Genomic DNA, 15,124 nt, shown 5'->3' with positions numbered 1-15,124 from the left:
GCGCTCAGCTATGGTCGATCACGATGCCGTCAATCGCATTCGCGACATCCTCGAGCGCGTCGACAATCCGCTCCAGATGCTTGTAGATCTCGCGCCGGACGATGAACGCCATGGGATCGGCCGTCCGGAACTTGCGATAGGCCTGCTTCAGCCCCTCGCTGTGGATGGCGTCGGCATGGCCTTCCATCCGCACCAGCCGCTCGGTCAGTTCATGCAGGCGCTTGCCGTTTTGTGCGACATTGCGCAGCAGCGGCATGGCTTCCGCCAGCACGCGCGTGCTGTCGACGATAATCGCCGCCATGTCCTTCATTTCCTGATCGAAGTCGTGCACGTCATAGATGTCGATGGCCGCCACTGCCGACTGCATCTCATCGATCGCATCGTCGGTCGAACTCACAAGGCTGATGATCGCGCTGCGGTCGAACGGCGTGAGGAACGTCTTGCGGACAAGGTGAAGCACCTCACGGATGATCTCGTCGGCATCGGTTTCCCGCTCGATCACCTCGCGAATATGGTCATCGCGGCTGTCCCCGTCATGCAGCAGCCGGGTCAGCGCGTCGGCGCCGGCGACCACGGTCTGGACATGCGCTTCGAACAGATCGAAGAAATTGCCCTGCTTGGGCAAAAGGCGCTGAAACCAACCAAACATCCTGCTTATCCCTGAAGTATGCGCAACGGTGTCCATCACCGATTGGCGCCGTGTCGCCGCCTTGAACTCGGATGCTGCGAAGGATCGGATCAGATCGCTTAGATCGGGCTCGTCGACGGCATCGGCCGCCTCGCTGAGGCTGAACCACCGCCGCTCGCGTTCGTGCTGCTCTTTCCAGTCTGTGAGTTCCCGATTGACCGCCAGCGGGAACACCTCGACGTCCACCATCAAATTGGCGCCGTTACGCCGCCTTTTGCGGTAGCGATAGGTTCCCAATGGCGTCGGGCACACGGCCCCGACGATGCCGGCTTCTTCCTCGGCTTCGGCCGCGGCCGCCTGATGCGGGAGCTTGCCCGCCGATCCGTTGCCCTTGGGAATCACCCAGCGCTTCGTCTCGCGCGAAGTGATGAGCAGAATCCGGATCGGTGCATCCAGCGCATCGCCTTCAGCCCGATAGGGTAGTGCCGCAATCTGTTTGATTGTTTGTCCCCTCAGCAGAGCGCGTGGCGCCCATTGTGACAGTTTTATGTCAGTTGCAACAGTCAACCGCGCGCGATGTGCCCTGAAGAGCAGTGGGTCATTCGACATTCATGCCCTTGCCGCTAGAGCGAGGACTGTTCGATCTTCAAGGCCCTCTGCCGCACTATGTTCAGCACGCTGCTTCCGACCCTCTGCTCCTTCGACGTTCCCCGGCCTTCGCCAGGCCTCAGCAATCCCGGCGCTGGCCCGCAAGGCCGAGCCCTGCGTTTCATGCGCTCCGGCAGAGGTCTCAAGCTCATCGCGGTGGCGCTCAGCCTCACCGCTGCCCATGCCAGGGCAGAGACCTATCATGTGAACGCGATCACGGGGGACGATCGTTTCGACGGGCGCGTTGCGACGAAGCCATTTCGCTCGCTCGCCCGGTTGGGCAGCGTGAAGCTCAAGCCGGGCGACAGGATTCTGCTGGCGGCGGGGTCGGTCTGGAAAGAACCGCTCACCATCACCCAATCGGGCAGCAGAGGGGCGCCCATTGTCGTCGGCCCAACCGGCTCAGGCGCGCGCCCCCGCATCGACGCGGGCGGCGTCTCGCCCCATGCGGTCGCGATCCTGAACGCAAGCTACGTGACGGTGAGTGGCCTTGAACTGACCAATGACGGCCCGCCTGCCGGCTCACGCTATGGCGTGCTCGTGTCGGCCGAAAATGTCGGCGTCGTGCGCGGCATCCGCATCAGCGACATGTACATCCATGATGTGCGCGGCACAAATGATCGCAAGGACAATGGCGGCATCGTTTTTCAGGCGCTCGGCCCCCGCTTTCCGACCCGTTTCGATGACCTTGCGATCGAGCGCAACATCATCTGGCGGGTCGACCGCTCCGGCATTGCCGGGATTAGCGATCAGGTCACCGCCGCGCGCTGGTATCCAAGCTATGACATCGTGATCCGGGACAATTATCTGGAGGACATCGGCGGGGATGGCATCGTGCCGCGTGGCACCGATGGCGCGCTGATCGAGCATAATATCGTCCGCTATGCCGCCGGCCGGGCGCCCGGATACAGCGCCGGAATCTGGCAGTGGAGCACGGATCACAGCCTCATCCAGCTCAATGAAGCTGCCTACACCCGCACGCGCTATGACGGTCAGGGTTTCGATTCCGACTTCAACTCGCGCCGGACGACCATCGCGTACAATTACAGTCACGATAATGCCGGCGGCTTTCTGCTGATCTGCTCGCCCAAGGCCAATGACAAGGACAATATCGGCAATCGTGGCACCGTGGTGCGTCACAATGTCAGCCAGAATGACGGGACGCGCATCTTTCAGCTGTCAGGCACGATTTCGGACGCGTTGATCGAGAAGAATGTGATCCACGTCGCCAAGGGCAGGGATGTCCAGATGGTGGTCGCGACCGAGTGGCAGGGCTGGGCGAGCGACGTCCGCTTCCGCAACAATCGCTTCGCGGTCGCGGGCACGGCGCGTTATGGCAGCGAGATCGGCCGCCAGGGGCCGGATTATCTGATCTCGGCCGGCTTCTCGCCGGCTCAGTTCATTCGCTTCACGGGCAACGACTATCTCGGCGCTCATGTCGATCCGCCCCGCGACGAGGTCGGCCTGATGAAGGCTGACTATAAGGCCCCCTCGCTCGATTGGGCGGTGCCCACATTCGACCCGGCCAAGCCGGACGGCTTCGCGGATTATCTCGCGCGCCACCGCCAGTGGATGCTCGCCATGCTGGAACGGGAACTGGGCGCGCCGGTAAAGCTGCTCACGCCCCGCCGCGCGTCGGTCTTCGAGGCGCGACGGTAGGGGGCTTCAGCTTTCGGGTTCCTCGCGCGTTCCCAGCGGGCAGGGCCAACATCGCAACTTCAATTAAAGCGTTGCGCCCGCGCAATCCTGAGAGACGGAGGGATCGCAATCCTCTATCGTGGGTTTTCAGCTTGCTCTTTTCGGGAGCGGTGGACGTGCGGAGACGGTCCGGCGTTTGCGAAGGGAGATGTGCGGATGGATCGGACGGCGAAGGCGTCGAGTGGGATTGAGGGGCTTGATGATGTGACGGCGGGCGGCTTCGCCTGCGGCAGGTTGTTCCTCGTCGAGGGCGATCCGGGCACCGGCAAGACGACCATCGCAAGCCAGTTTCTCATGAACGGCGCAGAGGCGGGGGAGCGGGGGCTGTATATCACCCTGTCCGAAACCGAGGAGGAACTGCGTGAGACCGCTGCCTCGCACGGCTGGGCATTGAACGAGCAGTTCCACATTTTCGAACTCGTACCGCCCGAGACGCTGCTGGACGAGAATCAGCAGCAGAGCCTGCTCTACTCCTCCGACCTCGAACTGGGCGAAACCACCAAGCGCATCCTCGAGGCGATCGAGCGGGTCAAGCCGCAGCGGTTAGTGATCGACAGTCTCTCGGAAATCCGGCTGCTCGCGCAAAGCTCGCTGCGCTACCGCCGCCAGATTCTGGCGCTGAAGCACTATTTCGCCAAGCATAATGCAACCGTGCTGATGCTCGACGATCTGACCTCCGACACCAATGACAAGACGGTGCACAGCGTCGCTCATGGCGTGCTGCGGCTTGAGGAGCTGGCACCGCTTTACGGTTCGGAACGCCGCCGGCTGCGGATGCTCAAATATCGCGGCCAGCGCTATCGCGGGGGCTATCATGATTTCGTGATCGATACCGGCGGTGTGCGGGTTTTCCCCAGACTGGTATCGCTGGAGCATAAATCCGATTTCGTGCGGACCACCGCGCCTACGGAAAGCGCCGAACTCAATGCCCTGCTCGGCGGGGGTTTTGACTCCGGCACCAGCACGCTGATCCTCGGCCCGACGGGAACGGGCAAATCCCTCCTGGCGCTCAATCTCATGAAAGGGTGCATCGCGCGCGGAGAGACGGCGGCCATGTTCGTCTTCGATGAGGAACTCGGCTTGCTAGCCGATCGGGCCAAGGGGCTTGGCATCGATGTGAGCCGGCTGGTCGCGGACGGCAAGCTCATCATCGAGCAGGTCGATGCAGCCGAAATGTCGCCCGGCGAGTTTGCTCATCGGGTGCGCGCGACCGTCGAGGAGCATGGCATCCGCACCGTCGTGATCGACAGCCTCAATGGATATCGCGCGGCGATGCCCGAGGAGAGCGCGCTCGTCCTCCACATTCACGAGCTGTTGCAATATCTCAATCGGCGCGGGGCCAGCACGTTCCTTACCGTCACGCAGCATGGCGTGGTGGGAGACATGCAGGCGCCGGTGGACATCACCTATCTGGCCGATACGGTCGTGCTGCTGCGCTATTTCGAGGCGGTGGGCCATGTCCGGCGGGCCATCTCGATCGTCAAGAAGCGCTCGGGCGTCCATGAGAATACGATCCGCGAATATCGTATCGACGCACAAGGCATCACCATCGGCGAGCCGCTGACGCATTTTCAGGGTGTGTTGCGTGGCATCCCCACGATGGTCGGTGCCGGCGACCTGATGGACCTCGGCCAGGACAAGCGCGGCTGATGAACCGCACTTTTTCGGAGCGTGCCGTCATCCTCGCCCCTCACGGTCGGGATGCAGAGATCGCCGCCGCCATCCTCAACCAGGCCGGCATCGAAACCGAGATTGTCCCGTCGCTCGATGCGCTGGTCGCGCGCCTCGCACAGGGTCTCGGGTTCGTGATGATGACCGATGAAGCGGTCAAGGCGGCCGATCTGAGGCCGCTGGTGGAGCTCATCGCCGCGCAGCAGGAATGGTCCGATCTGCCCTTCGTCCTGCTCACCCAGCGCGGCGGCGGCATCGAGCGCAATCCTGCCGCCGGCCGTCATCTCGAATTGCTCGGCAACGTGACCTTTCTCGAACGCCCCTTTCACCCGACCACATTGGTCAGCGTCGCGACGGCCGCCTTGCGGGCACGCCGACGGCAATATGAAGCGCGAACCCGGCTTGAGGATATTCGCGCGGTCGAAGAACGCTACCGCCTGGCGAGCAAGGCGACGAACGACGCCATCTGGGATTGGGATTTCGTCACTGACTATGTGACCTGGAACGACGCGCTCTCCATCGCTTATGGCCACCCGGTCGACCAGATCGAGAATAACGGGACATGGTGGATCGCGCAGATTCACCCGGACGACCGGGACGAGGTGGACAGGACCATCCACGCAGCGATCGACGGCTCGTCGGACAGCTGGAGCGGAGAATATCGGTTCAGGCGGGGCGACGGGAGCTACGCCCACGTCTTCGATCGCGGCCACATCATCCGGGATGCGCAGGGGCGGGCCTTGCGCATGATCGGGGCGATGCTCGATCTGTCCGAACGGATGCGCGTCCGGGCCGAGCTCGCCATCAGCGAGGAGCGGCTGCGGCTGGCGACGGATGCCGCCGAGGTCGGCTTCTGGGACGTCGACGTGGTCAACGATGTTCTGATCTGGCCGCCCATCGTGAAAGGGGTGTTCGGCATCTCGCCCGATGTCGAAGTGTCGATGCGGGATTTTTACGAGGGCCTCCATCCCGACGATCGCGCGCATACCACCGAAGCCTATCGGGCGGCCGCCGACCCGAATGTCCGCGCGATCTATGATGTCGAGTATCGAACGATCGGCAAGGAAGATGGGCTGGTGCGCTGGGTCGCCGCCAAGGGACGCGGCGTCTTCGACGAGGCCGGGCGGTGTCTGCGCGTCGTCGGCACGGCGATTGACGTGACGGCGCGCAAGCGGGCCGAGGCGGAACTGCGGGAGCTCAACGAGCATCTCGAGCGTCGCGTGACCGAAGAGGTGGCCGTGCGCGAGCAGGCGCAGGCGGCCTTGCGTCAGGCACAGAAAATGGAAGCGGTCGGCCAGCTGACCGGCGGCATCGCGCATGACTTCAACAATATGCTGGCCGTGGTGATCGGCTCACTCGACCTGTTGAGCCGGCGCGTCATGCCCGATGACGAGCGCGCGAAACGCTATATCGACGCCGCGATCGACGGCGCGGAACGCGCTGCCACCCTGACCCATCGCCTCCTGGCATTCTCGCGCCAGCAGCCGCTCAATCCCGAGGTGCTCGATCCCAACAAGCTCGTCTCGGGCATGTCCGAGCTTCTGCTGCATTCGCTGGGCGGCGATGTCCGGCTGGAGACGGTTCTGGCGGCGGGGGTCTGGCGTACCCATGCCGACCGCAATCAGCTTGAAAACGCGATCGTCAATCTGGCGGTCAATGCCCGCGATGCCATGCCAGATGGCGGACACCTGACGATCGAAACGCAGAACACGCACGCCGATGATCGCTATGCCGCGGAGAATTTCGGTGTTCCGGCGGGCCAATATGTGATGATCGCCGTGACCGATACCGGCACGGGCATGCCGGACGACGTCATCGCCAAGGCGTTCGATCCCTTCTTCACCACCAAGGCGGTGGGCAAGGGCACCGGTCTGGGGCTGAGCCAGGTGTACGGATTTGTCCGGCAGTCGGGCGGGCATATCAAAATCTATTCCGAGCCGGGCGAAGGGACGACGATCAAGATCTACCTTCCGCGCTTCTATGGCGAGGCCGCCGGAGAGATCGAACAGGTGCGGGCCGACCTGCCCAGGGGCGATGAGCAGGAGGTCATTCTGGTGGTCGAGGACGAGGCCGCCGTCCGCCGGTTCAGCGTCGATGCGCTCGTGGAACTGGGCTATCGTGTGCTGGAAGCGGATGGCGGACATGCGGCGCTGCGCGTGCTCGACGAGCATCCGGAGATCACGCTCTTGTTCACGGACATCATCATGCCGGACATCAATGGCCGGAAACTTGCCGATGAAGCATGCCGCCGCCGGCCGGACCTGAAGGTGCTCTATACCAGCGGCTACACGCGTAACGCGGTCGTCCATAACGGTGTTGTCGATCCCGGTGTGGAGCTTCTCGGCAAGCCCTTCACAGTCGAGCAGCTCGCGGCCAAGATCCGGGCCGTTCTCGAAAAGGCCTAGGCCGGGGCGGCAAACCCGGGCTCAGCCAAGGTGCAGGGCAAAGCGGTCGATTGCCGAAGCCAGGCTGGGCATGATCAGGCCGCGCTCGCTGCTCATCGGCGCATGGCGGGGCCGCCGCGCCGGCCAGTTCATCGCGTCGATGGAGACCGTTTCGATCAGATCGGTCGGCAGGTCCATCCTTTCGCCGACGGCATGCGCAAACTGTGCCCAGGAAAAAGCGCCGTCGCTGGTGAGGTGCCAGATGCCGCACTCGTCATCGATCACGAGGTCGAGCGTGGCGCGGACGAGATCGGGCACATAAGTGGGCGAGGTGATGCAATCCCCCACGGCGTGAAATACGCGTTCGGTCCGCAGCGCCGCCACCAGATGCATGGCGAAATTGTGCGGATCATAGGGTGAGAAGAAGGATGCGGTTCTGATAACCAGGGCGCGCCCGCCAGCCGCCAGAACACCCGCCTCGGCCCGCGCCTTGCTCTCTCCGTAGACGTTGAGTGGCGCTGGCGCGTCGCTTTCCACATAAGCGCGCCGACCATGGCCATCGAAGACGAGGTCGCTGGAGAAGCAGCTATAATGGATGTCGCGTTGCGCGCAGGCGGCTGCAAGGGCGACGCAGCCCGTGAAATTGGTTGCAAGGCAGGCATCGGCGCTGCCCTCTGCTTCATCGACCCGCACCCAGCCTGCGCAGTTGATGACGGCCCAGGGCCGCAGCCGATCCAGCGCGTCGGCAATCGTGGCGGCATCGTGCAGGTCGATGACGTCTCGTCCGACCAGCCGATGATCGATATCACGGAGCGAACAGGCCCCCGCAAAGGCCTGGCCCAAGGTTCCGGTTGCCCCGAGGATCAAGAGCGGGCGCGCTTCTGGAGCCGGCGGTACATCGATCGCGCGTGGCTCTGTCGCAGCCCCGGTGAGGCGCCCGGGTCGACGCCACCATCCCTGTCCATGCAGGACAGGATGGTCCAGCTTTGCGCCTCCTGCCAGTGCACGCATCATCGGCGCCAAAGCGGTCTCTCGCGGTTCGGGGCCCCGCACGTCGAACACGCCGCTCTCATAATGGCCGGCCTTTTTGGTGAGCAGGCTGTCCCAATCGAACGCGCCGAACAGGCTCCAGACCGTCACCGCGTCGATGCAGATGCCGTCCGCGCGGAGCGCCGTGGCTGTCGTCCAGGCTTCGTCGAGCCAGCGCATCTGCTCCTCGCGCGTGCAACCATTGTGCACCTCGGTGAGCACGATGGGCACCTCATAGCGTTCCCAGGCAGCGCGAATGGCGCCTTCAAGGCCCGGCGGGTGAGCTATGGCTCTGACGGCTTCGACGTCGGCAACCGGCCCGAGGGCACAAGCGCCATGGCTGGCCGGGGGATGGCGCTCCAGTTGGTGGTCGAGGAAGCGGTCGCTGGTGAGATAATGATTGAGGCCGATGATGGCCGGCGGGCATGGCGCGGAAGCGATGTCACGAAGACGATCCGACAGCCCCAAGCCCTCGAGATGATCCCAAAGCGCGTGCCCCGCTATCAGGCGGCCGGCCAGCAAATCCCAGGTCGCCCAGCGGCGATGATTGTCGAAGCCTGCCTGAGCGGCCCGCTGCGGTGTCGCGTCAGTGTGCCCCAGATCCTCCGTTTGAACGAGGCGCGCCGCGGGAATGATTTTGCGGATCGCGTCCATCGCCCCCCGAATGGCATCGATCTGGTTGAGGAGCGCGGTCCAGAAAGCCGTCTCGTCGCGAAGATGGGGATACCAATGACCATAAAGGGCGGAAAAGCGCGCGGTGGTGAGTGGCTCGTTGACCGGCGTCCAATCCTGGACCCAGGGGAACCGCTCCGCCGCCTCCCGCGCGTGATCGCCAAGACCCGCCGCAAATGCCGGGTCCAGCAAGTGGGTGGGGGCGGGACCGCTGCCATGATGGATCAGGCCGAGGATCGGGCGGATGCCAAGCGCGCGCAGGCGCCCCAGCCGGTCGGCGTGCCACGCCCAAAGCGCCTCGCGCTGGTCGCTTCGGGCAAAGCTCTCCCAAAGCAAGGGGTAGCGCAGCGCCGTCACGCCCAGTCCGGCCAATCGATCCAGATCTTCGGGTCGATTGCTGTGCCCGCTCCGCGCCGACTGATCGAGATAATCATCCCCGACGCGATTGATCGTGCATTCGCACCCGCCCCACAGGGCGAGAGGGGCAAGCTGGGTCGATACGGCGTCCAAGGGAACCTCATACGGCGATGGCCGTGCACCGAGCATATACCAACCCGGCCCCCCGTTCGCCTCCAATCAAAGTCATGCTGGCACTATCGTATTGATATCGATCAATCGTGGTAAATAAGCGGGAGCAAGGACGCTGTGCGCGCATTGATACCCGTACAGGTTCATTCCGCTCTAGCCTCGAAAGCCACAAATAATGACGCTGATGTGCTTCTCGCATCTGCGCTGGGACTTCGTGTTCCAGCGCCCGCAACATCTTATGTCGCGTTTCGCATATCGTCAGCCGGTCACCTTCTGGGAGGAACCGCTCGTGAGCGGCGAGACCGCTGATGCCTGGCTGGAGCTCAGGACGCCCGCCCCGCAAATCACGGTCGCGACACCGCACCTCCCGGAAGGCCTGACGGATGCGGAAAGCCAGGTAACCCTGCGGCACCTGCTCGACGCCCATCTGAGCGATCATGCCGAGCCGCTGGTGACATGGTACTATACGCCGATGATGCTGCCCTTCTCGCGGCATCTCCAAGCGGTCTGCACGATCTATGACTGTATGGATGAGCTGGCGAATTTCCGGTTTGCGCCCCCCCAGCTGGCGGAACTTGAAGCCGAGCTGTTCGAGAGAGCCGATCTGGTTTTCACTGGCGGCTACAGTCTCTACGAGGCGAAGCGCGCGCGCCACCCTGCGGTCCATGCTTTCCCTTCCAGCGTCGACGCCGCGCATTTTGCCGCGGCGCGCCTGCCGGGCGAGGATCCTTCCGACCAGGCCGAGCTCGCGCGGCCGCGATTCGGCTTCTACGGCGTCATTGACGAACGGATGGACCTGGCCCTGCTCGCCGCCGTCGCTGATGCGCATCCCGATTGGTCGCTGGTGCTCGTGGGGCCCGTGGTCAAGATCGATCCCGCCGATCTGCCGCAGCGGCCCAACATCGCCTATCTGGGAAGCAAAGCCTATGGCGAGCTCCCGCACTATGCGCGGGGCTGGGACGTCGCGTTGATGCCCTTTGCCATCAATCCGTCCACGCAGTTCATTTCTCCCACCAAGACCCCGGAATATCTTGCAGCGGGCCTGCCGGTGGTCTCCACCCCGATCATCGATGTCGTGCGCCATTATGGCATGCTCGACGCGGTCGAGATCGCCGGCAATCCCGAGGCATTCGTGGCTGCGTGCGAGCGGGCGCTCTCTCGCGCCCGTGCACCGGCCGATGCCCCGTGGCGGGCGAGCGCAGACGCGTGTCTCGCCGATCTATCCTGGGACAAGGTGGTCGATGCCATGTTGGCGCTCATCGAGGAGGTGATGACGCCGCTCCCCACCCGCCATTACGACTATCTGGTCGTCGGCGCGGGTTTTGCGGGCGCGGTGATGGCGGAACGCCTCGCGGCGGACGGCGGCAAGCGCGTCCTCGTCATCGATCGGCGCGACCATATCGCCGGCAATGCCTATGACCATTATGACGAGGCCGGCATTCTGGTCCATCGCTACGGTCCCCATATTTTCCATACGAACAGTCAGGACATCGTCGACTATCTCTCACGCTTCACGCGCTGGCACCCTTATGAGCATCGCGTTCTGGCGGACGTCGATGGGCAGCAGGTGCCGATGCCGATCAACCGCGACACATTGAACAGCCTCTACGGGCTGGCACTGGCGGACGAGGCAGAGGCGGAGGCCTTTCTTGAGAGCCAGGCGGAGCCGGTCGAGACGATCCGCACATCGGCCGACGTGGTCATCTCCAAGGTGGGGCGCCATCTCTATGAGACTTTCTTCCAAGGCTATACCCGCAAGCAATGGGGCATGGACCCGTCCGAACTCGACAAATCGGTGACGGCCCGCGTGCCGACGCGGACAAACACGGATGACCGCTATTTCACCGACAGCTTCCAGGCGATGCCGGCCGAGGGCTATACGGCGATGTTCGCGGCCATGCTCGACCATCCGCTGATTGACGTGGAGCTTGGCGTCACCTTCGAGGAGGTTGCTGCCCGCGTGCGGTATGACCGCCTCGTCTTTACCGGGCCGATCGATGAATATTTCGGCCATCGCTACGGAAAGCTGCCCTATCGCTCGCTTGAGTTTCGGCACGAGACCCGCGCCACCGAATGGCTGCAGCCGGTCGCCGTCATCAATTATCCGTCCGAAGCCGTGCCCTATACGCGCATCACCGAGTATAAGCATCTGACCGGCCAGAGTGCGGCCCGCACGAGCATCACCTACGAATATCCCAGCGCCGAGGGTGACCCCTATTACCCGATCCCGCGCCCGGAAAATGCCGCTCTGTTCAAGCGCTATGAAGCGCTCGCTTTGGGCACGCCCGATGTTCTGTTCGTCGGACGGCTCGCCACTTATCGCTATTATAATATGGATCAGGTGGTGGGGCAGGCGCTCGCGACCTATCGGCGGCACATGATGCAGCTGAGGACGGCAAAGCCCGCGCATGATATCGACGCGATCGCTGCTGAATAGGGGGCGTCCCGCGCAAGGGGGCGTAGCGCTATCGTCAAGCAGAAATGCTGGCCGCTGAACGGGATGGCGGCTTTTGGCGATCAATCCCGGCGATCGAGAACGGCACTTCATGGCCCAGGCAATCGCGATCATGGAGTATCTGATGGCCCGCAGGGCAAGGGACCTCCCTGAGGTGCCGGATTAGCCATCGCACAGCCAGACCCGAGCGGCCTGACGCTGCAATTGCGATGGGAGCAACGCCGGATCAGTCCACCCGGTTCGAAGGGCGAGATTGCTTTGGCTCTCGGCACCAGTACAGGTGATAAGGCGGCACGTTGAGCCAACGCCGGCGTCGTTTCACTCGTGTGAAGACTTTGCGGAGTGAGGGTTCGATCGTCCGACGTACCTGATAAGCGAGGAACTCACCGTCGTCGTTGAGAAGGCGCGCGGCATCTTCCACGATTCTCGCCCTGTCGGACTTCTCCAACGCGGAGAAGGGGAGCCCAGAGAGAATATAGTCTACCCGCCCGACCACGTCGTCCCCAAGGATGGCCCGAGCTTGGAGAGCCGATCCTGTATGGACGGTCACACGAGGATCATCGATGGTTCGGCGAAGATGGGCGGCAAGCCCGTCCTCACTTTCGATCGCGATCAGCTTGGCATCGCGTGGCAGGTGCGCAAGAATATAGCGGGTAAACTCACCTGTGCCGGGGCCATATTCGACGAACAGGCCCGTGTTGGCCCAGTCGACCCCGTCTAGCTGGCGCTTGATGGTACCCGTCGAGGTGGCAATGGGCGAGCCGACCGAAAGGGGTGCCTTGGCGAACTCCTTGAGGAATGTCGTCCAATGCGGTGAGCCGCCATTTTCGCCCTGCGACGTGCTCCTCATGGCATATATCCTCCCGAAATCTTCAAGAACAATGTGATCGAGCGCTGTCCGTTCCGGGCCTGGCATTTTATTGGATACGAGCAGTCGGTTAGGTCGTGTCAGCATTGAGGCGGATAAGATAGAGATGTCCCCCCTCGGGCACGGGCCTCGGCGAGAGACGAAAGGGCATATTTGTGAAAGCCGTTATCTTCCAGGCGCTCCACACGCCGCTGGCGTTCGAGGATGTTCCTGATCAGACGCCGGGCGAGGGTGAACTGGTGGTCAAGGTCGGGCGCTGCGGCATTTGCGGCAGTGATCTGCATATGACGCAGGATGCCGCTTATGGATGCAAGCATGGTGATGTGCTGGGCCATGAGTTCGCCGGCGAAGTGGTGGCGCTGGGTCGGAACACGCAGGGGCGCAAGGTGGGCGACCTCGTCTCGGTCATCCCGCTCAAAAGCTGCGGCGACTGCGAACATTGCCGCAAAGGCGAAGTGCAGTGGTGCGCGTCATTCGGGCTGCAGGGTGGCGGTTATGCCGATTATGCCGTCACCCGCCCGAACCAGTGCGTGCCCTTGCCGGCGGGGCTGACGCTGGCGGATGGCGCCATTATCGAGCCGCTGGCCGTGGCCCTGCATGGCGTGAACCTGTCGGGCCTGAAAACCGGTGACAAGGTACTGGTGTTGGGCGCAGGGCCGATCGGGCTTGCGGTGGCCTTCTGGGCCAAGCGGCTCGGGGCCGCCAGGGTGGCCGTGCAGGATATCTCCCCCTCGCAGCAGCAGCGCGCGCACGATATGGGCGCCGATGTGTTCGTGGTGGACCCGCAGAACCCGGTTGAAAGTGCCGTGCAGGGTCTGGGCGGCATGGCCGATATCGTCTTTGAATGCGTCGGCGTGCCCGGCCTAATCGCGCAGGCCGTCGACCAGGTGCGCCCGCGCGGCACGATCCTGCTGCTGGGCCTGTGCACCAAGCCGGACACGTTCAACTCTTTCGCCATGCTCGGCAAGGAAGTGCGCCTCGTTACCTCAGCTTTCTTCACCGTGCAGGAATATGAGGCCGCCCTTGCCGCGCTGGAGCAGGGCGCCATCGCGCCCCGGCTGATGGTCACCAGCACCATTGCGCTCGCCGAGACGCCCACGGTCTTCGAGGCCCTCAAACAGCGCGGCGAGCAGTGCAAGGTGCTGATCGCGCCGGACGTCTAGGTCCTCCGAGTCCTCCCCAGCGTCAACGGTCAGCCGCGACGATGGGGTGGTTCTGGCGCAGTTCATCGAGCAGGCTCTCGACCTTTGCGATATCGGAGGTCGAACCGGTCGCATCGACCATCCAGTTGCAATGGGGATGGGTGTTGAGGCCGTAAATCCGGATCGGACCGACGACCTTGCGCCAGCGTTGGCGAGTGCCGCCATGGTCGCGGACCAGTCGTGCGATGAGAATATCGGCCAGCTGAGATTGGGTCATGACGCTGCCTATCTCTTGCGACGCGGCCCGCGCAAGGGAGGAGTGAGCACCTGATCCGCAGCGCTGTCCCGCGTCATAGGCGTCATCGGCGACCAGCTTCCCCGGGCGGTGAGCGCGAGCCCAGCGGTCGTCTCGTCCACGACGGCTAACGCATATGCTCGACCAGAAAGTCGATAAAGACGCGCACGCGGGCCGGAAGGTTGGCGCCGCCGACGAACACCGCATTGATCTGCTCGACGTCACCGGGGTTATAATCCTCCAGCAGCGGCACAAGCGTGCCGTTGGCGATCTCCTGCGCGACGCTGAAGGCGCCGACCCGCGCGATGCCGACGCCCTGTGCGGCGAGTTGGCCGAGCGTTTCGCCATTATTCGCTTCAATGCTCCCCTTCATCGCCAGGGAGAACGCCTCCCCGTCGCGCATGAAGGGCCAGACTGGCTCACTGCGGCGAAAGTTGAAGTTCAGGCAATTGTGCCCATGCAGATCCTCCGGCACGCGCGGGGTCCCGGCCCGCGCAAGATAGTCGGGTGAGGCGATGATGACGCGGCGGCTTTCGCCCAGTCTGCGCGCGGTCAGGGCGCTGTCGGCGAGCGGACCGAAGCGGATCGCGACATCGGCCTGCCCCGCCGCGACATCGACCAGCGCATCGGTCAGCGCGATGTCGGCCAGAATATGGGGATAAGCCTGCGCGAAGCGGCCGAGGAGCGGCACCACGCACAACCGTCCGTGCGACAGCGCTGCGCTGATCCGCAGGCGTCCGCGCGGCAGGCCCTGATCGGCGATCTGCTGCTCGCTATCGTCGAGATCGGCAAGGATGCGCCGTGCGGCCTGGAGATAGGCGAGGCCTTCCGCCGTCGGGGTCAGCGCCCGGGTCGAGCGGAGCAGGAGCCTGACGCCCAGTCGCGCTTCGATCCTGTCGACCGCGCGGCTCACCGCCGAGGGTGTCAAACCCACCGCGCGGCCGGCGGCGGAAAAACTGCCCCGATCGATCGCCGCGACGAATATCTCCATGGCGCGCGCGCGATCGCCACTCTCAATAACTTTTGCGTCCATAGCAAAGATCCTTGGCTCGAATGCGCACTACAACAGTGGGGCGCTGCGGTCCATTTATGAGTGGAAATCGCAA

General features: G+C 63.7%; 10 protein-coding genes. 5 read left to right on the top strand and 5 right to left on the bottom strand.

Features of this window, described 5'->3' with window-relative positions; all coding sequences use genetic code 11:
• Positions 1-4: 4 nt before the first annotated feature.
• Positions 5-1,129: a DUF47 family protein gene (locus M2335_RS15485; protein ID WP_264572309.1), complete on the bottom strand. Its 1,125-nt coding sequence runs from the start codon at positions 1,127-1,129 to the stop codon at positions 5-7.
• Between the two features lie 270 nt (positions 1,130-1,399).
• Here M2335_RS15485 and M2335_RS15480 point away from each other — a divergent pair, with 270 nt between their 5' ends.
• The 3 genes from M2335_RS15480 to M2335_RS15470 all read left to right on the top strand — a co-directional run bounded on the left by M2335_RS15480 (position 1,400) and on the right by M2335_RS15470 (position 7,050).
• Complete coding sequence (locus tag M2335_RS15480; protein WP_264595270.1) at positions 1,400-2,935, top strand: right-handed parallel beta-helix repeat-containing protein; 1,536 nt, start codon at positions 1,400-1,402, stop codon at positions 2,933-2,935.
• Positions 2,936-3,130: 195 nt separating this feature from the next.
• Positions 3,131-4,624: an ATPase domain-containing protein gene (locus M2335_RS15475; RefSeq protein ID WP_264595269.1), complete on the top strand. Its 1,494-nt coding sequence runs from the start codon at positions 3,131-3,133 to the stop codon at positions 4,622-4,624.
• Positions 4,624-7,050: a PAS domain-containing sensor histidine kinase gene (locus tag M2335_RS15470; RefSeq protein ID WP_264595268.1), complete on the top strand. Its 2,427-nt coding sequence runs from the start codon at positions 4,624-4,626 to the stop codon at positions 7,048-7,050. Before M2335_RS15475 ends, M2335_RS15470 begins: the two co-directional genes overlap by 1 nt.
• 21 nt (positions 7,051-7,071) lie before the next feature.
• Here M2335_RS15470 and M2335_RS15465 read toward each other — a convergent pair whose 3' ends face one another.
• Positions 7,072-9,240, bottom strand: coding sequence for a sugar nucleotide-binding protein (locus tag M2335_RS15465; protein WP_264595267.1), 2,169 nt, complete (start codon positions 9,238-9,240; stop codon positions 7,072-7,074).
• A gap of 193 nt (positions 9,241-9,433) precedes the next feature.
• On the opposite strand from M2335_RS15465, the gene glf reads away from it, so the two are divergent.
• Entirely contained in the window at positions 9,434-11,695 is a 2,262-nt protein-coding gene (gene glf, locus M2335_RS15460; protein WP_264595266.1) for a UDP-galactopyranose mutase, read from the top strand.
• 244 nt (positions 11,696-11,939) lie between these two features.
• On the opposite strand, the gene M2335_RS15455 is transcribed toward glf, so the two are convergent.
• On the bottom strand, positions 11,940-12,563 hold the full coding sequence (locus M2335_RS15455; protein ID WP_264595265.1) for a class I SAM-dependent methyltransferase: 624 nt from the start codon (positions 12,561-12,563) through the stop codon (positions 11,940-11,942).
• Positions 12,564-12,736: 173 nt separating this feature from the next.
• Here M2335_RS15455 and M2335_RS15450 point away from each other — a divergent pair, with 173 nt between their 5' ends.
• Positions 12,737-13,744: an alcohol dehydrogenase catalytic domain-containing protein gene (locus M2335_RS15450; protein WP_264595264.1), complete on the top strand. Its 1,008-nt coding sequence runs from the start codon at positions 12,737-12,739 to the stop codon at positions 13,742-13,744.
• 22 nt (positions 13,745-13,766) lie between these two features.
• On the opposite strand, the gene M2335_RS15445 is transcribed toward M2335_RS15450, so the two are convergent.
• Together M2335_RS15445 and M2335_RS15440 are read right to left on the bottom strand one after the other, a co-directional pair.
• A complete protein-coding gene (locus M2335_RS15445; RefSeq protein ID WP_264595263.1) occupies positions 13,767-14,000 on the bottom strand; it encodes a hypothetical protein in 234 nt (77 codons plus the stop codon).
• Positions 14,001-14,145: 145 nt separating this feature from the next.
• Complete coding sequence (locus M2335_RS15440) at positions 14,146-15,051, bottom strand: LysR family transcriptional regulator (RefSeq protein WP_264595262.1); 906 nt, start codon at positions 15,049-15,051, stop codon at positions 14,146-14,148.
• Positions 15,052-15,124 lie beyond the last annotated feature (73 nt).

The organism is Sphingobium sp. B12D2B (genome assembly GCF_025961775.1).
In the GTDB taxonomy this organism is placed as follows: Bacteria; Pseudomonadota; Alphaproteobacteria; order Sphingomonadales; family Sphingomonadaceae; genus Sphingobium.
Note: the sequence above shows the minus strand (reverse complement) of the source record. Positions and strands in the feature narration are given on the sequence as shown.